Raw genomic sequence first — 20,430 nt, 5'->3', positions numbered from 1 at the left:
CAGACTATTCTGCCAAGCCACCGTACGACAGCGCCGGCATGGTCACGCCATCGCCGCGATGTGCTCGCCAATCCTCGCCTGGTCGGCGTGGCAAACCTCGCCCACCAGCCTTGCCACTGCGCCCGGCACGATCTCGTGCGCCAAAAGCCGGTCGAGGTCGACCGGACGCGGCATCGAGATCTGCCCACGCGGCAGCCTCTTGAAACCGAGCGGACCGTAATAGGGTTCGTCGCCGACCAGCATCACGGCCGGCGCGCCGGCTTTGGCAGCGGCTTCGAGCGCGATTGCCACCAGCCGGCGGCCGATGCCGAGGTTCTTGAAGGCCGGCTGCACGGCGAGCGGCCCTAGCATCAGCGCGCGGCCGGCGCCCGCGGCGATGCGTGTCATCCGTACCGAGGCGACGACGGTTGCGCCGTCGACGGCCACGAAGGACAAAGCCCGTTCATGCGGGCCACCTTGGCGGATCCTGTAGGCAGCAAGCACGAAACGGCCCGGCCCGAAGGCTTCGTCATTGATGGCTTCGATTTCAGGATCATGCGCCGGAGTTTCCGGCAGGTATTTCACGTCGGCAAGGCTCATGGTCTTTGCGTTCCGGTATGCGAGGAAAGGTTTGCTGCAAGCGGCAGCGTTCGCCAGTCAGCGCTTCATCAAGCGCGGGCGCTCTTTCGTCGTCGGTCGAACCGGATCAGGGCAAAGTCGAACATGCGGATTGTCCGCTAGCACCAATTTTCAGCCGCCGCAATCGGCCGGTTGCGCTCGACGACGCAGCTGTTGACGATCTGTTCAGCGCTGGCGATTTCGGCAGGTCCATTTCATGCCCTACATCAGGCAGGAACGCGAAAGGACATTTCATGGGTTGCTAGTCGAAGGCCAATGGCAGGACCGCTGGTACGATACCGGGGAGAGCGGCGGCAAATTCGTGCGGGCGCAGTCGCAGTGGCGCGACTGGGTGACCCGCCACGGCTTCCCGGCCGAAGGGCGAAAACGTGGCTTCAAGGCCGAGCCCGGCCGCTATCACCTCTATGTCTCGCTCGCCTGCCCGTGGGCGCATCGGACGCTGATCTTTCGCGTGCTCAAAAAACTCGAGGACGTGATTTCCGTCTCGGTCGTCCATCATTTCATGGGCGCCGACGGCTGGACGTTCCTGGCCGAGGACGGCGCGACCGGCGACACGCTCTACGGCCTCGATTTCCTGCACCAGATCTACACCAGGGCCGATCCCGGCTATTCGGGCCGGGTCACCGTTCCCGTGCTGTGGGACAAACGCGAGCAGACCATCGTTTCCAACGAATCCTCCGAGATTATCCGCATGCTCAATTCGGCCTTCGACGAATGGGGCGATGCCAAGCTCGATTTCTATCCGCAACCGCTGCGCGGCGAGATCGATGCGGTCAATGCGCTGGTCTATCCCGCGGTCAACAACGGCGTTTATCGTGCCGGCTTCGCCACCACGCAGCCAGCCTACGAGGAGGCGTTCGGCGAATTGTTCTCCACGCTCGACATGCTGGAGGACCGTCTGTCAAGGCAGCGCTATCTCGTCGGCGGCCGCATCACCGAGGCGGATTGGCGGCTGTTCACGACACTGGTCCGCTTCGACCCGGTCTATGTCGGCCATTTCAAGTGCAATCTGCGCCGCATCGCCGACTATCCGAACCTGTCGAATTATCTGCGCGACCTCTACCAGGTGCCGGGCGTCGCCGGCACGGTGAATTTGCACCACATCAAGTCGCACTATTACGGCAGCCACGAGACCATCAACCCGACGCGCATCGTGCCGGTCGGGCCTGAGCTCGACTATGGCGCGCTGCACGACCGCAACAGGTTCAGGAAGGCGGCGTGAGACCGGCGCCCTAGCGGAAGGTTTCTGAGTCCATCTTTGCCCTTCTGACGAGATCAGCTTTCAATGTGGTATTTCCAAATCGATTGGAGTAGCCGAGCGACGTTGCCAGGAACGCCACGATGCCGCCGATCATGACGATCTGGACCGACATCTGGAGCGGGATTGCGCGAAACGATCCCGACAGCAGAAGCACGGCCATTCCCAAACCCATTTCTATCAGGCTTGAGAAGCCGACCATTTTCCAGAATTCAGTGCGAGTAAAAAGCCGAGCATGTCGCTTTATAAAAACGAAATATGTCACGAATGCCGCAAAAAGTTGTATTGCGAACTGGATGCCTCTTCCACTTTTTTCCAACCTGGATGGATCTATCCCAAGGACCATTGTCGAAATTAAGGCTGTAGCAAGAATTGTTGTCACAGTAATTACCGTGTAAAGTGAGATATATAGTACGATTCTAAGCCTGTCGTTTTGGCTATGTTTCATTTTTCTCTTATCGCCTAATATATATATTTCTCTCGGAGAACAATGGATGTTGCCGGCCTAAACCGAAGCAGCCAAAGCTGTTGGAGAGATGATCTACCAGTAAGGCGATGCCGAATTCCCCTCAAAAACTTCGGCAATCCGCCGCAGCGTCGCCGGTGTCGTGCCTTCCGGCAAGCGGTCGAGCGGAAAGAAGCCGGCTTCGGCGATCTCGCGGTCGGGCAGCTTGGGTGCTGGCTGATCGAACTCCTCGACCAGATAGAGACCGACATGATCGCGGCGGCTGGCGCGGCGGTTGAAATGCAGGGACTTCAGCACCGGCGGTCCGGTCAGCGCGATGTTGCCTTCCTCGAAGACTTCGCGCGTCAGCGCTTCGATCATCGTCTCGCCCAACTCGACGCCACCGCCGGGCAGGTGCCAGCCAGGGACATAGGTGTGGCGGATGAGGAAGATGGAATTGGAGGGGCGGTCGTGGATCAAGCCGCGCACGCCGAGCGTCATCGGCCGCCGCAGTACGAAGTACAGGTGAAACAGCCTTGCCCTGAAGCCTGGCCAGCCGGTCTGGCGCAGGGCTTGCTCCGGATCCGGCGTCATCGTCCGCGAAACCGTGAGTGGAAAGCCGCGCGCGCCTCGCCTATGAAGAAAAGATGTTCAGGCTCGCGCATATTTCCGATGTCCATCTGGGGCCGCTTCCCGATGTAACCTATCGCGATCTCGCCTCCAAGCGCGTGGTCGGTTACGTCAATTGGCAGCGTAACCGCCGCCGCCACATGCACGACGCCGTCATCGACACGATCGTCGCCGACATGAAGGCCAGCGGGCCGGACCATCTCGCCATCACCGGTGACCTGGTCAATCTGGCGCTCGACGGAGAGATCGAGATGGCCAAGCACTGGCTGGAGACGCTGGGCTCGCCGAATGACGTGTCGGTCGTGCCAGGAAATCATGATGCCTATGTGCCGGGCGCCTTCGACAAGACCTGCCGGTCCTGGGCAGCATGGATGACCGGCGACGGCGTCAATACGCCGGTCGACCGCAACACCTTTCCCTATCTGCGCGTGCGCGGCGATGCTGCGCTGATCGGCGTCTCCACGGCGCGCGCCACGGCTCCGTTCATGGCCAACGGCTTCTTTCTGGAAGGCCAGGCGGAAAGGCTGCGCGACATGCTCGACGCCACAGGCAAGCGCGGCCTGTTCCGGGTGATCATGATCCACCACCCGCCGGTGCGCGGCGCCGTTTCGCAGAACAAGCGGCTGTTTGGCATCTCGCGCTTCCACAAGGTTCTTCACCGGCACGGCGCCGAGCTTGTGCTGCACGGCCATTCGCATGTGCCGTCGCTCTTCTTCATCGGCGCCCGCAAGGCCAAAATCCCGGTGGTCGGGGTCGCCGCCGCCGGGCAGGCCCCCGGCAGTTCGCATGCGCCGGCGCAATACAATCTGCTCGACATCGACGGTGAAAAGGACAATTGGCGGATCAAGCTGACGCGCCGCGGCCTGACCGGGCCGGCATTGCCGCCCAGCGACCTGCAGACAATGGAGCTTGGCGTCGAGGCCGAGGCGTCGATGGCTAGAGTAATTCCAGGAAAAGTGTGAAACGGTTTTCCGTCCGGAATTGCGTCAAAACAAAGAGATAGAGCCGTTCAGCGTTTCCGTGAAACGCTGAATGGCTCTAGAAGCTGATTTTCATTGCGACGATGCGGTCCCAGAACAGCACGAGCGAAATCGCCAGGCCGACCAGGGCGCCGGCGGCGATCAGGCCCAGGCCCGAGAAGAAGGCCGACCAGCCGTTGCTGCGCGCAGGGACATGCAGCGGCGGCTCGGCCTCCGCCACCAGGGCGCGTTTCAGGCCGGCGACGGCCTGCTCGATGCCGCCTTCCATCATCCTCTGGCGTTCGACGACGCGCTCGGCGACATAGCGCGTCACCTGATCGGCAACGACCTTCATCTCGGTCGACTCGGCGAGCACGACGCGGCCGATGCGCGTGTCCTTGAGAAAGCGGTAGGTGCGGCGGTCGCGTCCCATGGCGACATGGCTGACGGCGTCGATCCACAGCCTTGGCTGCAGGCCGGACGAGACGGCGAAGTCGAAACTGTCCATGTCGGTGGGTACGTCGCCGAACACCGGCGCGAGTTCGGCGGCAAGCAGATCGAGCCGCATACGATGCGCCTCGCGCATGTCGACGACGACATCGTCGCGGTCGGCGAAGGCGTTCTTGACGTCGCGAATGGCATCGGACAGTTTTCGCGACTGATCGATCTGGGTGATGTTCTCGCCTGCGTCCTTCATCGGCGTAGCCTCGCGGGTTTGGTTAACACCGAATTAACACAGCCGCCAGCAAAATGCACTTGCGAGATCGATGGGTGGGCAAGGGTTCGCTGGAGCAGCACCAGCGCCGCCGCCGTGCCTGTGCGAAGACCGATCAGCTCGCCGCAGCGGCGAATCCCGGACGAAGCCGCCTGCCGCGGCGCCTCATATTGCGACGGACGGCTTCGACGATCAGGCCGGGCGCTTCCTCGACCAGCATATGGCCGGCTTCCAGCACGTGGTGCAGATGAAAACGCTTCGGCAGGCCGTCCGCTTGGCTGACAGGCAGCACCGCGTCGTCCGTCCCCCAAACCACCATCACCGGCATGTTCAGCGTTTCAAGCCGTTCGCTCGGGATGACACCTTGCCGATCATCCCTGGTCATTGCGGCTGCGAGCTCGACAAGTGTCCCCAACTGGCCGGGACGCTGGCGCATCTCGTTGAGGAGATCGACCCGGTGCTGCGGGGGCTGGCTTTGCGGTCCCGACATGGCGGCAAGGCAGGCGCGGATTTCGTCGGTGCCGGCAGCGGCGGCGTAGCGGCGCAGCAGCGGGCCATTGATCTCAGGACCAAGACCGCCCGGTGCCAGCAGCGTCAGCGAGGCCATTCTTTCGGGCTCGCTCAATGCCATCAGGGCGGCCACGGCGCCGCCCATCGAATGGCCGACGAGATGGGCCCGCTTTATCCCGCGTGCGGAAAGGTCCGCAAGGACGGCACTGGCTGCGATCCTGGCCGGACCGCCGCCCGGAAAATCGAACGACAAGCCATGACCCGGCAGATCATAGGCCAAGGTCCGCGCGCCCGGAGCCAGAGGCGCGACCACATCGCGCCAGTCGTCGTGGCAGCCACCGAAGCCATGCAGGAAGACAATCGTCGTCGGGCCGGTGCCCCGTTCGGCAGCGTAAAGGGATCGGGTCATGCAAACTTAATGGGTTTGTGCCGGGATCAGTCCGGATGCCGGGGGGATCAGTCTTTGTGCCGCGATTGGTCTTTATGCCGCGATGGGTTTGGGGCGGTTCAATCGTGTCTGAATTGCGCTTTGGCCGTGCGGATGGCCAGTAAAATTTTCGCGATCAGCTGACGTCGTTCGCGCGCCGGAAGACGTCAGCTGGCACCGCCAAGCCCGGCGGCGCGCAGGGCCTCTACCAGTCGGTTGGTCAGATCGGCGGGATATCTGCGCTCGACGAACGTTGCACGCGGATCGGCTGCGAATTTCGGGAATTTTGTGGTCAATTCCTGCAGCAGCCTGCTTGCCAGCTTTTCGCGGCCGGCAGCGTTGGCACCGATCAGCCGCGCCGCCAGATAATGCGATTTCATTTCCGTCGTTCGCAAGCCGTCGCTGGCAAGCGTCGCCTTGTTCATGTCGCCCATCATGAACTCTCCTGCGAACAGCCCGTAATCCCACCATGTCGGATGGGCGCTGGCGATATCCACCGCGTGAGCAAGGATCGGGGTGCCCTCGCTGTACCTGTCGGCGAAAACGAGCCCGTAGCCATAGGCGGCGGCCATTGCGAGATCGTAAGGATTGAGTTCGTAAGCCTTGCGCATCCAGCGGATCGATTCCTCGGAATTGCCGATGCGCGAATTGAGATAACCAAGGGCGCGGTGCGCATAGGGGCTGGTGGGGCCCATCTGGATGGCGCGATGGGCAAACATCATCGCCTTTTCCATCGTCGCGTCGGCGGGGTAGGGATAATGGTCGGTGACCGCCTCCAGATGCAAGGACGCGAGTTCCGAATAGACGAGCGACGACTTCGCCTCCCGGTTGGCAAGATCTTCGAGGCAGCGGTAGGCGGCTTCGTGCGTCTGCGCGTTCTGGTCGAGATAATATTTGCCGTTGAGCACCAGACACGCCGTCAGCCCGGTCTGGATGCCGCTCTGCTCGATGTAATTGTAGATCGTGCCCGAGGCGGGAAGAGCCGAGCTCAAAATGCCGGAGATTTGGTCCTCGATAGCGGTGTTTGCGCTGTCGCCGGCGGTCAGGTTGCGTGACAGCAGCACGCGGCCGGTCGCCACGCTCTGCAGCTCGAGCATAATGTCGCCGCTGCGCGGCCCGGGCAGGACATCGAACACGAAGCTGGCGGCGTCGGTAAGTGGATCGGGCGGGCTGTCGGCATCACGACCGATGAAGTTGATGGTATCGAAGCCGCTAAGGCCGGCGCGCAGTGATGCAGCGACACGGCGAGCCACGTCGCTGTCGGCCTTGATGGCAATGTAAACCTGGGGGAGGGTTTCAACCGGAGGCGCCGCTATGCTGCCGGTCGCCACCGCGGTCTCGACCGCCGTGTCGCCGCCGGTCAGCAACACCACGCTGCCCTGGCGAAGGATCAGCACACCCAGCATGAGGATGACCAGCGCGATCGCCAGCCAGAAGAACTGCAAATGGCGCTGCAGCGACGGTGCAGCGGGGCTGAGCGCTGGAACGCTCAGCAATGCAGCCGGATGTGCCCGGTTGCGGGCATCCTCCGAGGATCCAGGCGGGGCGCTCGTCGCCGCCTCCTCTGTCGCCGGCTGCGGCTTGCTCTCTGCCTCGGCCTCCGCCGGCAAGCGAATGGCATTGAGTTCGTAGGATGGAACATAGCCGCCGCGCGGAATGGCGATGCGGACCGGTTCGGCAACGCCCTCGTTGGCGAAGTACTGCTGCAGCAGCTCGCGCAGCCTGCCGGCCTGCACCCGCACCACCGCATCGGTCGACGGATCGAAATCGCCGTCCTTGCCAAAAACGTCCATCGCTATGGAGAAGCCCTTGAGCCGGTCGGCTTCGCCTGCCTGCTCGCGCTCGACCAGGTAGCGGAGCAGCTTGCGCGCGCGCTCGGATCGTCCGAACGTTTCGCTGGCCAGCAATCGCTCCAACGTTTCGCGCACTGCGGGGGCGGCAGGCGTGGTATGCTGCAAGTGTCGATCCCTTCGAATTCGGCACAGGTTGAGGTACGATCATATAGCGCTGGCGCCGCCTTACAAGCATGTGCTTATGGTGCGATAGCGTACCCACCGGATAAATATCCGGTGGCTGATGGCGCGGGCCTGGCAGTTTCGGCTAGCCGCCCTTCCGGCCGACGATGCGGTTGGCGGCCGAAACCACGGCTTCGAGCGAGGCGGCGACGATATTGGTGTTGATGCCGGCGCCGAACAGCTTGCCGCCCGGATGTTCCATCTCGACATAGGAAATGGCCGAGGCATTCGAGCCGCGCTGCATGGAATGCTCGGAATAATCGAGCACCGACATCGGCACCCCGACGTGGCGCGACAGCGCATCGACGAAGCCGTCGATCGGGCCAGTACCGGTGCCGGATATGGTCACCTCCTTGCCCCCGTCGAGGATCACCGCTTCGACCACGCGCCGGCCCTTGACCTCGGTGTCGGGGTAGGTGTGGTGGTCGAGGAACTTCAGCCGCGCGCCGGGCTGGTCGACATAGGTGTCGAGAAAGCGCTCGTAGATGCGCTTGGCCGGCACCTCCTTGCCTTCGGCGTCGGTGATCGCCTGGATGGCCTGGCTGAACTCGATCTGCAGGTTGCGCGGCAGGTTGAGGCCGTAATCCGCATGCAGCACATAGGCGATACCGCCCTTGCCGGACTGCGAGTTGATGCGGATGATGGCTTCGTAGCTGCGGCCGACATCGGCCGGGTCGATCGGCAGGTAGGGCACCTCCCAGTGCGGCGTGTTGGCCTTGCGCAGCGCCTTCATGCCCTTGTTGATGGCGTCCTGGTGCGAGCCGGAAAAGGCGGTGTAGACGAGCTCGCCAACATAGGGATGGCGCTCGGGGATCTTCAGCTGGTTGGAGTATTCGTAGACGTCCTTCATGCGGTTGATGTCGGAGCAGTCGAGCCCGGGATCGACGCCTTGCGTGTACATGTTGAGCGCCAGCGTGACGATGTCGACATTGCCGGTGCGCTCGCCATTGCCGAACAGCGTGCCTTCGACGCGGTCGGCGCCCGCCATCAGGCCGAGTTCGGTGGTGGCGATGCCGGTCCCGCGGTCGTTGTGCGGATGCAGCGAGATCAACAGGTTCTCGCGGTTGTCGAGATTGCGGCACATCCATTCGATGCGGTCGGCATAGACGTTGGGCGTCGACATCTCGACCGTGGAGGGCAGGTTGATGATCAGCTTGTTTTCCGCCGTCGGCTGGACGATTTCGGTGACGGCGTTGCAGATCTCCAGCGCCACTTCGAGCTCGGTGCCGGTAAAGCTTTCCGGCGAATATTCAAAACGATAGCCGCCGCCGGCCTTCGCCGCCATGTCGGTGATCATCTTGGCCGCATCGGTGGCGATCCGCTTGATGCCGGCGACGTCTTTCTCGAAGACGACGCGGCGCTGCAGCTCGCTCGTCGAATTGTAGAAATGGACGATCGGGTTGGTGGCACCCTTGAGCGCCTCGAAAGTGCGGGTGATCAGTTCCGGCCGGCACTGCACCAGCACCTGCAGCGAGACGTCGGCGGGCACGTTGCCTTGTTCGATGCACCAGCGGGCGAAATCGAAGTCGGTCTGCGAGGCCGACGGGAAGCCGATCTCGATCTCCTTGAAGCCCATGTCGAGCAGCAGGGCGAACATGCGCGCCTTGCGTTCCTGGCCCATCGGATCGATCAGCGCCTGGTTGCCGTCGCGCAGGTCGACCGAGCACCAGATCGGCGCCTTGTCGATCACTCTCGAAGGCCAGGTGCGATCGGCAAGGCCGACGGTCGGATAGGGCTGGTATTTGCGGGCGGCGTCCGGCATGCCCTTTACCGCAGGCTTGCTGATTTCCTCTACATTCAGACGGATATCTTCTCGTGCGTTCATCGTCATTTCTCCCGGCGGCTCGCGGATCCAGCTTCAGCCGGATTGGTGGCGAGCGGCGCCTTTACCAGAATTTCGTTCGCTTGATGTGACGTGCCAATTTGTGACTGGCCAAGGAGCGTGCGCGTGAGCGGCAATTCGACCGCCGGGCGCTCCTTCAGCGAACCCGGCGATCGCCGATAAGGCCGAGAAGCAGCAGGGTGGAGGCAAGCGCGCGAACGGTCTGGCCGGCAATGCCGGTCGGGCGGGACGCAAAAGAGGTGGCGCGCGGGCTCATGGCGGATTTCATACAGGAGCGGGCAAAGCGAGGCAAGTGGGAGCCTCGCCGTCGCAGAAGCTGCCGATCTCCCCCCGCAAGGGGGAGATTGGATGTCGCCTTGGTTTTCGCCAACATTCAAAGTTGAGGGTGGGGCAACTTTGTTCTTGCTTTGTGCCGGCAGCTATGCTACTAATCTGGCTATGGTGCTGATTGGCGCCGAGGACCCGCCGTCGAGGCGGGTTTTTTATTTCCGGCACCTCCCAGGAGGAAACATGACCACACCCGATCCGATCCGCCGCTTTGTCGAAGCCACCAATGCCGGCGATAGCGAAGCCTTCCTGGACAGTTTCACGCCCGACGCCTTCCTGAGCGACTGGGGCCGGTCGTTCAAGGGCCGCGAGCAGATTGCGCGCTGGAACCAGTCGGACAATATCGGCGTGCAATCCAGACTCCGCATCCTCGGCATCGCAGCGAAGGACGGCACCTACCGCGTTCGCATCGCCGTCGAAGGCAACGGTTTCAACGGCGACGGCGATATGGTCTTCACGCTGGACGGCGAGCGTATATCGGGCCTGGTGATCAGCTGACGCACTGCCCGGCTGGTCTTTACTCCCGCAGGCTTCTCGCCACCAGCCGCGCCACGCTTGGGCCGACCAGAAGCACGATCAGGAAGCGTGCCGATTGCAGCGCCATGACGAAGGAGATGTCGACATGCTGCGCGGCGGCGGCGATGATGGCGACGCTGTCCATGCCGCCGGGGCTGGTCGCCAGATAGGCGGTCAGCGGATCGATGCCGAGCAGGCGGCTGATCAGGAAGGCGAGGCCGCCGCAAAAGACGATCAGGGCAATGATCGAGCCGACGATCTGCGGCAGCGCGCGGGCCGCGTGGCGCAAGATGGCCCTGGTGAAATTCAGGCCGATGCTCCAGCCGATCATCGTATAGCTCAAGGCGAGCAGCCAGGGCGGCAGCTGCATGGTCACGCCGAGCCCGAGATGGATCACGGTGCCGAAAATGAAGGTGCCGAGGAAGAACGGCGACGGCAGCCTGAAAAGCTTTCCGGCGAGGCCGCCGACCAGCGCCACGCCGAATGTCGCGGCCAAGCCTTTCGGGTCGACCGGCGGAAACCAGACGATGGCCGGCACCTCGATGCCTGAGGTGTCGACCCAAAGCTTGGCCACCAGGGCCGCCGTCATCGAGACGCAGATGACGCGCAGATAGAGCATGAAGGCGACGAGGCGCTGGTCGGCGCCGAAGGCACCGGCCATCAGCACCATGGCGGTGGCGGCGCCCGGCGACGAACCCCAGACGGCGGTGGTGCCGGGCAGGATGCGCCAGCGGCTGATCAGCCAGCCAAGCAGGCTGGATGCCGCGACCGTCGCCATCACGACGCCGAGGAACAGCGGCCATTCCTTGTAGAAGACGGGAAAGATATCGGCCGAGATGGAACTGGCGACCAGGCAGCCGACGACCGCCTGGGCGGAGCCGAACAGAACCCGCGGCACGCGCACCGTGGCGCCGTTGGTGCCGGCAGCGATGGCAGCCAGCATCGGCCCGATCAGCAGTGCGGCGGGCAGGGCGGCGAGTTCCAGCGCGCCGGCAAACAGCACCGAGACCACCACCAGGACCGGCCACTGCCAGCCCTTGTGGATCCGCCCCAGGTGCTCGATGGCCGGCGGGTTCGGGGAAGAATCCATAGATCGGCTCTTAGACCGGTCGCGAAAAAATGCGAACCCTTTTTGCGGGGGAAAAGGGCTTGGGTGGTAATGGCACCAGCCATCCGTAGCGATCCTTCGCGCCCCCCTCTGTCCTGCCGGACATCTCCCCCTCTAGTGGGGAGATTGGATGTCACGTCGGCCTTCGCCAATCTCCAAAAAGAGAGCTGTCGGCGAAGCTGCCAATCTCCCCACTTGAGGGGGAGATGGCCGGCAGGCCAGAGGGGGGGCGCTGTCCCGCCGGCCTCTCCTCTATCCCGCCTTCACCGCCGGCAACCCAAACCCACCAACCGGACGCGTCTCCACCTGGAACTCGAAGCCGGCGATGATCGGCCGTGCCTTGGCGATTGCCGCCTGGACTTCGGGCAGCTGCAGCGAAGCTTTATGGCTTTCGGCGTCGGTCCACACTTCGGTCACCCAGATCGCGTCGGCGTCGGCCGGGTCGGTGGCGATGATGTAGTTCAGGCAGCCGGGCATGGCGCCGGTGCTGGCGAGCAGGACCTCCATGACCGCGTCGCGCTGGCCGCGCGTCGCCCGCATCTTGCCGATCAGTCCGTACATTCGCTTTGCTCCGTTGAGATTACGCAACCAGGAGTATGCAGTTCGCCGTCTACGGCATCAACTGGCCGCCATTCACCTCGATCACCTGGCCGGTGATGTAGCCGCTCAACAGAGCGGAGGAGAGGAACAGATAGGCGCCAACGCAGTCCTCGGCGGTGCCGGCGCGGCCCTGCGGGATGGTGGCGATCATGCCTTTCATCTGGTCGTCGGTCGAGTAGCGCTCGTGGAAAGGTGTCGCGATCGTGCCGGGCGCCACCGCGTTGACGCGGATGTTGAAACCGATCAGCTCCTTGGCCATGCCGCGCGTGACGTTGGAGACGAAGGCCTTGGCGGAGCCGTAAAGGCCGGCGCCGCCACCGGCGCCGTTGCGCGCGGCGATCGAGGAGGTGTTGACGATGAAGCCGCCCTGCCGCTTCAGCCATGGGATCGCCTTGCGCGAAGCTGTCAGCACGGAACGCGCGTTGAGGTCCATCACCGCGTCGTAATGCGCCTCGGTCTGCTCGGCATAGGGCACGCGGCCGAGCATGCCGCCGGCATTGTTGACGAGGCCGTCGAGCCGGCCGAAATGTTGCGCACTGTCCTCGACGACGCGCTCGACATCGGCGGGGATCGAGAAATCGCCCTGGGTCAGGAACAGGTCGCCGCCACCGTTGCGAATGGTCGCCGCCAGGTTTTCGGCAGCCACCCGGCTCGAATTGTAGTGCAGTGCGACGCGACATTTCTGCGCGGCGTAGGCAAGTGCAAGCGCCGCGCCGATGCCGGTCGACGCGCCGGTGACCAGCACCGCCTTTCCGGCAAGGTCGGGGATGACCAGAGAGGGGCTGACAAGGGTGGTGGTGGCTGGCACGTCTATTCCTCCGGGGGACTCGGCCTGCTCTTCGTAGGCCCTCGCAGTCCTCGCGTTCAAGTCCGTAAAAGCCTATGGCCTGAGATAGGCGTAGCCCTGGCGCTGCAATTCGGCGAGCTTGACGACACCGCCTCTGTCGGCGGCATGGAAGCCGTCGAGCAGGTCGGCCAGGCCGATATCCATGCCGTGCATGGTGTTGGCGCAAGCGTGCGGGCTGAGCCCATCCTGGACAAGGCCGGCGAAACGCCCGGAAATGGCCGCGGATATGCCCTTCGACTTGAAGGCGGCAAGTGCTGGGCCGTGCACGACAAGCGCGATGTCGACCTTGCCGTCGGTGCCTTCGAAGTGGTTCTTGATGTTGCCGAGCACGAAATTGACCTTGTCGAGATCGCTGAGGTGATAGGCGACCTTTTGCCTTTCCTCTTCGACGGCCTTGACTTCAATGGCTGCCGCCTTGGTGGGGCGCAGCCCGAAAAGCCCGGCGGCCCCGGCAAGACCGACGCGGAAAATATCGCGGCGTCGCATGGCTTCATCTCCCATTTAGCCGGCCCGCGCAAATTGCGTGGCCTCGGCCTCGATCCTAGCATAAATTGACGTCACGTCTTGTCGGGGCAATGGAGGGGTAGCATGACGTCGAGGACCATAACGGGGACCATTGTGGGCGCCGGGCTTGGGGCTGCCTTGCTTTCCGCCGTCGGCGGCGCTGCTTTCGCCGATGACACGCTCAAACTCACCGAGCTCAGCCCCGACGGCAAGGACGCCTGTTTCGGCCGCGTCTACGACGCCGCGCATCTCAAGTCGCATCCGCACCAGAAGGTGGCGCGCATCTTCTTCTATTACGGCCGCGATCCGGTCAGCCGGCCAAACGAGGAGCCAAGCACCGGCATCGATTCCTCCTACAATGGCTTCATGGCGACGACGGTACGCGGCGCCAAGGCGCCGGAATGGCTCGGCGGTTGGTGCAGCCATGAATCGGAGGACGGCAAAACCGGTCCGATCCCTTGCGGCATGGACTGCGATCGCACCATGGCTTCGCTGAAGGTCGACGACAAGGGCCGGCTGATCGTCTCGGACGTGCAGCCCGATCTTTATCTCGATGCCGGATCGGAAGACGAGCTCGGCAAGGCGGAGTACGAACGGCAGGCGTTGGGCAAGGACGACAACGGCTTCAGGCTCGATCCGATGCCGGCCGCGACCTGCAAGGCGGAGTTCGCCCGCATCGACCCGATCGATCCGGCACTTGGCCCGCCATTGCGCGAGCGGCTGAAGCCGGACCAGGCCTTCTGCTACGGGCGTGACTATGATGCCGCGCATCTCGGCTCGCATCCCGATCAGCTGACCCAGACGATCCGGGTTTTCCGCGGACCGGTCGAGCTGGCATCCTTCGCCAAGGGCGGCGACCTCGCCAATTGGCCGAGCGGCGCAGACATCGCCGTTTCGGTTACCACGCGGCAGAAATCGGCCAAGGTCACGCAGGTCTATAACTGCCAGGGCGAGGGCGACCAGTGGCGCTGCGCGGCGAGCGCGAAGACGGGTGGTGCCTCCTGCGATATCGCGCAAAAGGAGATTTTCCTCCGCCGCGGCGCCAACGGCACGATGATGCTGGCCAACCCAAACAGCGGCCTGCCGATCGTCGATCTGTGCTCGAAGGCGGCGGAAGGCGACACCAGCTCCGACGACAAGGTCTACCGGCTGGAGCCGATGCCGCAGGCCGCCTGCGGGCCTTGATCATGTGACGAGGAGGTGGATGCCATGCGCAAGACAAGGGTGTTTTGGTCCGGCCGCTCGCAGGCGGTGCGCTTGCCAAAGGAGTACCGTTTCGACACCAAAGAGGTTTTCATCAGCCGCCACGGCCAGAGCGTCATTATCGAGCCTCTTGCGCAGGACTGGGCTTGGCTGGACAGAGTGATCGGTCCGCTTGATGACGATTTCGCGGAGGCGGCTCTGGAAAGTCCGTCGGATCAGATCCTCGAATCCATGGCGCGCAGCGGCTCGGAATGAGGGCTACAGCGATCCTTCGCGCCCCCCTCTGTCCTGCCGGACATCTCCCCCACTTGGGGGGAGATCGGCAGCTTCCTCGCGTCACTCACTCCTGCGACTATGGCTATTGGCAAAAGCCGCGGTGACGGCCAATCTCCCCACTTGTGGGGGAGATGTCCGGCAGGACAGAGGGGGCGCGAAGGGTCACGACTGAGCGATTTTTCTGCGCGAATTGCTTCACGCGAACGGCACGGCCGTCGTGCCCTTGGGCAGTTTCGCTTCGTCGTCGGGCTCGACATGGATGATGACGCGAACCGAAGGAATCTCTGCCCGCAGCGCGTCCTCGATGCGGTCGCAGATGACGTGGCTGGCGCCGACCGACATGTCGGCGTCGACGACCAGATGGAACTCGATGAAGGTGGCGCGGCCGGCGATGCGCGTCTTCAGGTCGTGGACCTCGAGCGCGCCCTTGCAATTGGCAGAGATGATGTCGCGGATACGGATATGTTCCTGGGTGTCGACGGCGCGGTCCATCAGCCCGTTCATCGACGAGCCGATGACGTGCCAGCCCTGCCACAGGATGTTCAGCGCCACGATCACCGCAAGAGCCGGATCGAGAACCTGCCAGCCGGTCAGCACGGCGCCGACCAGGCCAATGAAGACACCGACCGAGGTCGCTACGTCGGTCATGATATGCCTGCCGTCGGCAACCAGCGCCGGTGATTTTTCACTCCGTCCGGTGCGGATCAGCGTCAAGGCCCAGACGGCGTTGATGACGGTTGCGACGCCGTTGACGGCAAGGCCGGTCCATGGCTGTTCGAGCGGGGCCGGATGCTGCCACGACCACCAGACCTCGTTGAGGATGAGCAGGGCGGCAAGCACGATCAGCACGCCTTCCAGGACGGCCGAGAAATACTCGGCCTTGTGGTGGCCGAACGGATGGTCCTGGTCGGCTGGCTTGTAGCTGACCTGGATCGCCCAATAGGCGGCGGCCGAGGCAATGACGTTGACGATCGATTCCAGCGCGTCCGAATAAAGCGCAACCGAACCGGTGACGTACCAGGCCACCAGCTTGAGGCCGAGCACGACGAAGGCGACGACGATCGACCAGAAAGCGAGGCTGGCGACCTTCTGCCTGGCGGCTGCTTTGATTTCTGCCGCGGTCACTGGGGAAGAAATCCCAACACTGAGCCCTCGAATTAAGCGGCCTTTTCCTTGGCCTTGCGCGGCAGGTGCGCGACGATGTTCTCGATGATGCGCATGCCGGCATTGTGGCCGAGCGTCATGATCGATTCCGGGTGGAACTGCACAGCGGCGATCGGCTCCTTGCGGTGCTCGAAGGCCATGATGATGCCGTCCTCGGTCTCGGCGGTGACGACAAAACCATCGGGCAGCCGCACCGGATCGGCGAAGATAGAATGATAGCGGCCGACCGTCACCTCCTTGGGCAGGCCGGAGAAGATGATGCCCGGCTTCGACACGCGGATGCGCGACGGCTTGCCATGCATCGGGATGTGCAATTGCCGCAGCTCGCCGCCATAGGCCTCGGCCAGCGCCTGCAGCCCAAGGCAGACGCCGAAGATCGGCAGGTCGCGCGCACGGGCTCGCTTGATGGTGGCGGCGCAGTCGAAGTCCTTCGGCGTGCCGGGGCCGGGCGACAGCACGACCAGGTTTGGCTTCAGCCGGTCGAAGACCTCGTCCGGCACCGGCGTGCGCACCGTCGAGACATTGGCGCCGGTCTGGCGGAAATAGTTGGCCAGCGTATGGACGAAGGAGTCCTCGTGGTCGACCAGCAGGATGTTGACGCCATCGCCGACCCGCGCGGTGCTGCGTTCGGTGCTGGCGGCATTGCCTGACTTGGCGTCGCGGATGGCGGAGATCATGGCGGATGCCTTCAGTTCGGTTTCGGCTTCTTCTTCTTCGGGTATGCTGTCGAAGAGCAGCGTGGCGCCGGCGCGCACCTCGGCAATGCCGTCCTTGATGCGGATGGTGCGAAGCGTCAGGCCGGTGTTCATGTCACCGTTGAAATTGACCATGCCGATCGCCCCGCCATACCAGGCGCGCGGGCTCTTCTCGTTCTGCTCGATGAAGCGCATGGCCCATAATTTCGGCGCGCCGGTGACGGTGACGGCCCAGGCATGCGACAGGAAGGCGTCGAAGGCGTCCATGCCTTCGCGCAGCCGTCCCTCAATGTGGTCGACGGTGTGGATCAGGCGCGAATACATCTCGATCTGGCGACGGCCGATGACGCGCACCGAGCCCGGCTCGCAGACCCTCGACTTGTCGTTGCGGTCGACATCCGAGCACATGGTGAGTTCGGACTCGTCCTTCTTGGAATTGAGCAGCTTGAGGATCTGCTCGCTATCGGAAATGGCATCGTCGCCGCGCTTGATAGTGCCGGAGATCGGGCAGGTCTCGACGCGGCGGCCGTTGACGCGAACGAACATTTCCGGCGAGGCGCCGATCAGATATTCGCCCTCGCCGAGATTGATGAAGAAGGAATAGGGCGAGGGATTGATGCTCTTCAGCTTGCGGGAAATCTCGGAGGGCTGGGTTTCGCAGCGTTCGTAGAACATCTGCCCCGGCACCACTTCGAACAGGTCGCCGCGCTCAAAGCTCTTCATCGCCTTGCGCACCAGCTTGGCATATTCGCCGGGCTCGTGGTCGCCGCGCGGCGGGATCCGGTCGGCGGTCCTGAACGGCTCGACGATTTCGTCGCGCGGCAGGCCTTCGGTCGAAAAGCCGTCGCCGGAATAGTCGTAGCGGTCGGTCCAGGCCTTGGTGGAATAGTGGTCGACGACGAGGATCTCGTCGGGCAGGAACAGCACGAGATCGCGCTGGCTTGGCTTGCGCTCGAGCTTGTAGTCGACCGGATCGAACTGGAAGGCGAGGTCGTAGCCGAAGGCGCCATAGAGGCCGAGATTGGCGTCTTCCTCGGTCTTGAACAAAGCAGTGATGGCGCGCAGCACGGTGAACACGGAGGGAACGCGGCTGCGTTCCTCTTCGGTGAAGACACGGCCGGGCTTGGCGACCTCGAGGCGGATGAGTTTGTTCGACGTCTCGGCGATCGTGACATCGTCAAGGCCGGCAAGCACCGTACCGATCACCGGCAAAAGCACCTCGCCACGGCGGTTCAGCGCCTCGATGCGCATGGCGCGGCCGCGTGCCGAGATCACCAGCGGCGGATCGATGATGGCGGTATCCCAGCGCGTATAACGGCCGGGATATTCGTAATTCGAGGAAAACACGGCGCCGCGGCGCGAATTCAGGCCATCGACATAGCCGTCGATCGCGCCCTCATATGGCCGGTCATGGCGCTGGCGGGTAATCGCCACGCCACCCGCGGTGACGAAGCGCTCGGCGCCATTCTCCAGAATTTTCGTCGTCATTGCCGTCTCCATCAGCGTCTTTGGGGCAACGGACCCGGGAATGGCTTGAAAAAACAAATGGCCGCCCGGACATTCCGCTGCGGCCACCTTCTATTGTCACGCGAACGCGTTCGAACAGGCCGCTGTCAGCGAGCCCACCACCAAATGGTCTTGATCGAACGCATATTCATGGCGAAATCCATAGCCGCGAAAAGCGGTATGCGCAACAGGTTTGAAAGTCTGTGGGGTGGCTGCTGCTTTCGCAACCCATGGCACATGGCCAAGACCGGCAGTCCTGCCTAGACTCTGCATCAAACAGCAGGAAGACGGGAAAACATCGATGACCGAGCAGATCGACCGCGCACGGACGTTCCATTCCCTCCATGTCAAGGGCAACCCGATTGTCCTCTACAATGCCTGGGACCCAGGCTCCGCCAAGATCATCGCGCAAGCAGGGGCCAAGGCCATCGCCACCGGAAGCTGGCCGGTCGCGGCCGCTTTCGGATTCGCCGATGGCGAGAAAATCCCGTTGGAACTGGCGCTCGAAAACATCAAACGCATCGTTGCGGCGGTGGATCTGCCGGTAACCATGGACCTCGAGGGCGGTTACGGGGTCGCTCCGGAGGTTGTCGCCCGCAGCGTGGGGCTCGCCGTGCAGGCTGGAGCCGTCGGCTTTAATTTCGAGGATCAGATTGTCGGCGGCAGTGGGCTGCACGACATCGCCATACAGGTGAGGCGGATCGAAGCCGCCGCGGCGGCCGTGAAGACCTCGGGTATTCCGGCCTTCATTAACGCCCGAACCGACATTTTCCTGAAGGCGAAACCGGATGCGCACGACAAGGCTCTCCTCGATCAGGCGATCGAGCGGGCGCACGCCTACGAAAGGGCCGGAGCGCATGGCTTCTTTGCGCCGGGGCTTGCCGATGAAGGCCTGATCGAGGCGCTCTGCCAGGCAACGGCATTGCCGGTCAACATCATTGCACTGGCGCATGTGCCGCCGCGCCAGAGGCTTGCCGAACTCGGCGTCGCCCGCGTGAGCCATGGTCCGGTGCCTTACCGGCAGATGGCCGAATGGCTGGAGTCCAAGGCGCGACAGGCGATTTCGGGGTAGCCTGGCGGGTTGCGTCAGTCCTCCAGCGTCCCCGACCTTGCATCGGCACTCTTCCTGTCGCCGACCAGCTTCAAGAGGTCCTCGCCGGCGCGAATTATGCGGCGCGAGCGGCGTGTCAGGATGAGGCCGGCCTGGGGCGCCAACACTTCCGTGCGGCCGTCGGGCTCACCCGGCGCGTGGACGATGGTGGCAAGGCGCGCACCCTTGGTGACGCGGTCGCTCGGCTTCACGTGGTAGAGGATCGCGCCCGAACGGGGCGCCGGCATCATCTCGATATTTTCGATCGGCGCGACGAGTCCTCCGAAGCTGCCAGACGCGGGCAGCGTCTGATCCCGGATGACGCCGCGCGCCACCAGCAGCCGGTAGAGCCCTTCGGCGTCGGCGCTGGCGAGGGCGCCGTCGACGTCGAGTATGCCGCGATATTCGACGGTGGTGGCGACGCGCCGATCGAGGCGCGCGACGTCGGCGGGAACGTTCTGATACGGCATGATCGAGGCGCCTTCGAAGGTGCCGTCGGGATCTTCGTGCCACAGCATCACCGCATCGACGCCCATAGCCGCCGCACAATCCGCCATGGCCGGCCACAGGCTGGTGTGGACGTAGAGGTAGGCGAGGCCTTCATCGTCGCAGTGCAGGTCGAGCACGATGTCGTGGCCGATGGAGAGCTGCAGCAGCCGCGTCTTCAGCCGCTGATCGACCGTGCCGTGCGCCGGCAGGAGCGTGAGGTCGGGCGCGGCGAGCCGCGGAAAGCCGCGATTGAAATTGGTGCGCGTCCCCAGATGGAAGCGGCCCTGATGGTCGCCATAGAGATATTGCGCGCGGCCGATCGGATTGGCCCAGGGCACGATGGTCATATTGCCGCTGATGCGGCCTTCGGCTTCCGCCCTGCTGAGCATCGGCATCAGCGCATCGATGGCAACGACGCCCGGCAATTCGCCGGCATGAAGTGCCGCCTGCAGATAGGCCGAAGGCGCTGTCTTGTCCGTTCCGGTGAAGCGGAAGACGGGGAATTCGTAGGAAACGCCCTCGCTGTCGCCGGCGATGCGTTCGATGGATTTCTGCATGGACTGTCTCCAGGAAACGAGACCGAACACATGCCCTTTCGCCAATACACTGTCGATTGGTCCAGCTTTTCGCGCTATGGGCGCACGGCTCTATCCGGGCTTGGCGCTCAAAGGATCGCGAGATAACG

General features: G+C 63.5%; 20 protein-coding genes. 6 read left to right on the top strand and 14 right to left on the bottom strand.

The features are described 5' to 3' along the window. Positions 1-42: 42 nt before the first annotated feature. On the bottom strand, positions 43-579 hold the full coding sequence (locus NKH71_RS05230) for a GNAT family N-acetyltransferase (RefSeq protein ID WP_352482039.1): 537 nt from the start codon (positions 577-579) through the stop codon (positions 43-45). A 235-nt stretch (positions 580-814) separates the two neighbouring features. Between NKH71_RS05230 and NKH71_RS05225 the strand changes: the two genes are divergently transcribed. Beyond that, positions 815-1,840, top strand: a complete 1,026-nt coding sequence (locus NKH71_RS05225; protein WP_352787790.1) for a glutathione S-transferase family protein — start codon at positions 815-817, stop codon at positions 1,838-1,840. A gap of 10 nt (positions 1,841-1,850) precedes the next feature. Here the strand turns inward: NKH71_RS05225 and NKH71_RS05220 are convergent, their stop codons facing one another. Both NKH71_RS05220 and NKH71_RS05215 read right to left on the bottom strand, forming a co-directional pair. Then, positions 1,851-2,324 (bottom strand): ABZJ_00895 family protein, encoded by a 474-nt coding sequence (locus tag NKH71_RS05220; RefSeq protein WP_280940419.1) that lies wholly within the window; start codon positions 2,322-2,324, stop codon positions 1,851-1,853. A gap of 93 nt (positions 2,325-2,417) precedes the next feature. After that, on the bottom strand, positions 2,418-2,915 hold the full coding sequence (locus NKH71_RS05215; RefSeq protein WP_023719262.1) for an NUDIX domain-containing protein: 498 nt from the start codon (positions 2,913-2,915) through the stop codon (positions 2,418-2,420). Between the two features lie 53 nt (positions 2,916-2,968). On the opposite strand from NKH71_RS05215, the gene NKH71_RS05210 reads away from it, so the two are divergent. Continuing rightward, a complete protein-coding gene (locus NKH71_RS05210; RefSeq protein ID WP_352494797.1) occupies positions 2,969-3,913 on the top strand; it encodes a metallophosphoesterase family protein in 945 nt (314 codons plus the stop codon). 76 nt (positions 3,914-3,989) lie between these two features. Here NKH71_RS05210 and NKH71_RS05205 read toward each other — a convergent pair whose 3' ends face one another. The 4 genes from NKH71_RS05205 to leuA all read right to left on the bottom strand — a co-directional run bounded on the left by NKH71_RS05205 (position 3,990) and on the right by leuA (position 9,339). Beyond that, positions 3,990-4,607 carry a hypothetical protein gene (locus tag NKH71_RS05205; protein ID WP_352494772.1) on the bottom strand — a complete coding sequence of 206 codons (618 nt, stop codon included), beginning with the start codon at positions 4,605-4,607 and terminating at the stop codon, positions 3,990-3,992. Positions 4,608-4,740: 133 nt separating this feature from the next. Beyond that, complete coding sequence (locus NKH71_RS05200; protein ID WP_352494773.1) at positions 4,741-5,544, bottom strand: alpha/beta fold hydrolase; 804 nt, start codon at positions 5,542-5,544, stop codon at positions 4,741-4,743. Positions 5,545-5,729: 185 nt separating this feature from the next. Beyond that, positions 5,730-7,520 (bottom strand): tetratricopeptide repeat protein, encoded by a 1,791-nt coding sequence (locus NKH71_RS05195; protein ID WP_352894607.1) that lies wholly within the window; start codon positions 7,518-7,520, stop codon positions 5,730-5,732. Positions 7,521-7,662: 142 nt separating this feature from the next. Continuing rightward, positions 7,663-9,339 carry a 2-isopropylmalate synthase gene (gene leuA / locus NKH71_RS05190; RefSeq protein ID WP_352787878.1) on the bottom strand — a complete coding sequence of 559 codons (1,677 nt, stop codon included), beginning with the start codon at positions 9,337-9,339 and terminating at the stop codon, positions 7,663-7,665. A gap of 591 nt (positions 9,340-9,930) precedes the next feature. Between leuA and NKH71_RS05185 the strand changes: the two genes are divergently transcribed. After that, positions 9,931-10,245, top strand: coding sequence for a nuclear transport factor 2 family protein (locus NKH71_RS05185; RefSeq protein ID WP_352494774.1), 315 nt, complete (start codon positions 9,931-9,933; stop codon positions 10,243-10,245). Between the two features lie 19 nt (positions 10,246-10,264). Here the strand turns inward: NKH71_RS05185 and NKH71_RS05180 are convergent, their stop codons facing one another. The 4 genes from NKH71_RS05180 to NKH71_RS05165 form a co-directional block, all read right to left on the bottom strand. Continuing rightward, complete coding sequence (locus tag NKH71_RS05180) at positions 10,265-11,353, bottom strand: AbrB family transcriptional regulator (RefSeq protein ID WP_352494775.1); 1,089 nt, start codon at positions 11,351-11,353, stop codon at positions 10,265-10,267. Between the two features lie 270 nt (positions 11,354-11,623). Beyond that, a complete protein-coding gene (locus tag NKH71_RS05175) occupies positions 11,624-11,932 on the bottom strand; it encodes a putative quinol monooxygenase (protein ID WP_352494776.1) in 309 nt (102 codons plus the stop codon). 49 nt (positions 11,933-11,981) lie between these two features. After that, positions 11,982-12,779: an SDR family NAD(P)-dependent oxidoreductase gene (locus NKH71_RS05170; RefSeq protein ID WP_352787784.1), complete on the bottom strand. Its 798-nt coding sequence runs from the start codon at positions 12,777-12,779 to the stop codon at positions 11,982-11,984. A gap of 72 nt (positions 12,780-12,851) precedes the next feature. Continuing rightward, the gene (locus NKH71_RS05165; RefSeq protein WP_352450551.1) at positions 12,852-13,304 is read right to left on the bottom strand and encodes a DsrE family protein; all 453 of its coding nucleotides are present in this window, start codon (positions 13,302-13,304) and stop codon (positions 12,852-12,854) included. 102 nt (positions 13,305-13,406) lie between these two features. Here NKH71_RS05165 and NKH71_RS05160 point away from each other — a divergent pair, with 102 nt between their 5' ends. Together NKH71_RS05160 and NKH71_RS05155 are read left to right on the top strand one after the other, a co-directional pair. Beyond that, positions 13,407-14,507, top strand: coding sequence for a hypothetical protein (locus NKH71_RS05160; RefSeq protein ID WP_352787781.1), 1,101 nt, complete (start codon positions 13,407-13,409; stop codon positions 14,505-14,507). Positions 14,508-14,531: 24 nt separating this feature from the next. After that, positions 14,532-14,780: an antitoxin gene (locus NKH71_RS05155; RefSeq protein ID WP_023719250.1), complete on the top strand. Its 249-nt coding sequence runs from the start codon at positions 14,532-14,534 to the stop codon at positions 14,778-14,780. A gap of 216 nt (positions 14,781-14,996) precedes the next feature. Here the strand turns inward: NKH71_RS05155 and NKH71_RS05150 are convergent, their stop codons facing one another. Further along, positions 14,997-15,926, bottom strand: coding sequence for a cation diffusion facilitator family transporter (locus NKH71_RS05150; protein WP_023719249.1), 930 nt, complete (start codon positions 15,924-15,926; stop codon positions 14,997-14,999). Between the two features lie 32 nt (positions 15,927-15,958). Next, on the bottom strand, positions 15,959-18,148 hold the full coding sequence (locus NKH71_RS05145; RefSeq protein ID WP_352494779.1) for an anthranilate synthase: 2,190 nt from the start codon (positions 18,146-18,148) through the stop codon (positions 15,959-15,961). Positions 18,149-18,467: 319 nt separating this feature from the next. On the opposite strand from NKH71_RS05145, the gene NKH71_RS05140 reads away from it, so the two are divergent. Then, positions 18,468-19,238, top strand: a complete 771-nt coding sequence (locus NKH71_RS05140; protein WP_023719246.1) for an isocitrate lyase/PEP mutase family protein — start codon at positions 18,468-18,470, stop codon at positions 19,236-19,238. Positions 19,239-19,252: 14 nt separating this feature from the next. On the opposite strand, the gene NKH71_RS05135 is transcribed toward NKH71_RS05140, so the two are convergent. Then, entirely contained in the window at positions 19,253-20,302 is a 1,050-nt protein-coding gene (locus NKH71_RS05135; protein ID WP_023719245.1) for a M14 family metallopeptidase, read from the bottom strand. Positions 20,303-20,430 lie beyond the last annotated feature (128 nt).

This window comes from Mesorhizobium sp. M0983 (genome assembly GCF_040318975.1).
Classification (GTDB): Bacteria; Pseudomonadota; Alphaproteobacteria; order Rhizobiales; family Rhizobiaceae; genus Mesorhizobium.
Note: the sequence above shows the minus strand (reverse complement) of the source record. Positions and strands in the feature narration are given on the sequence as shown.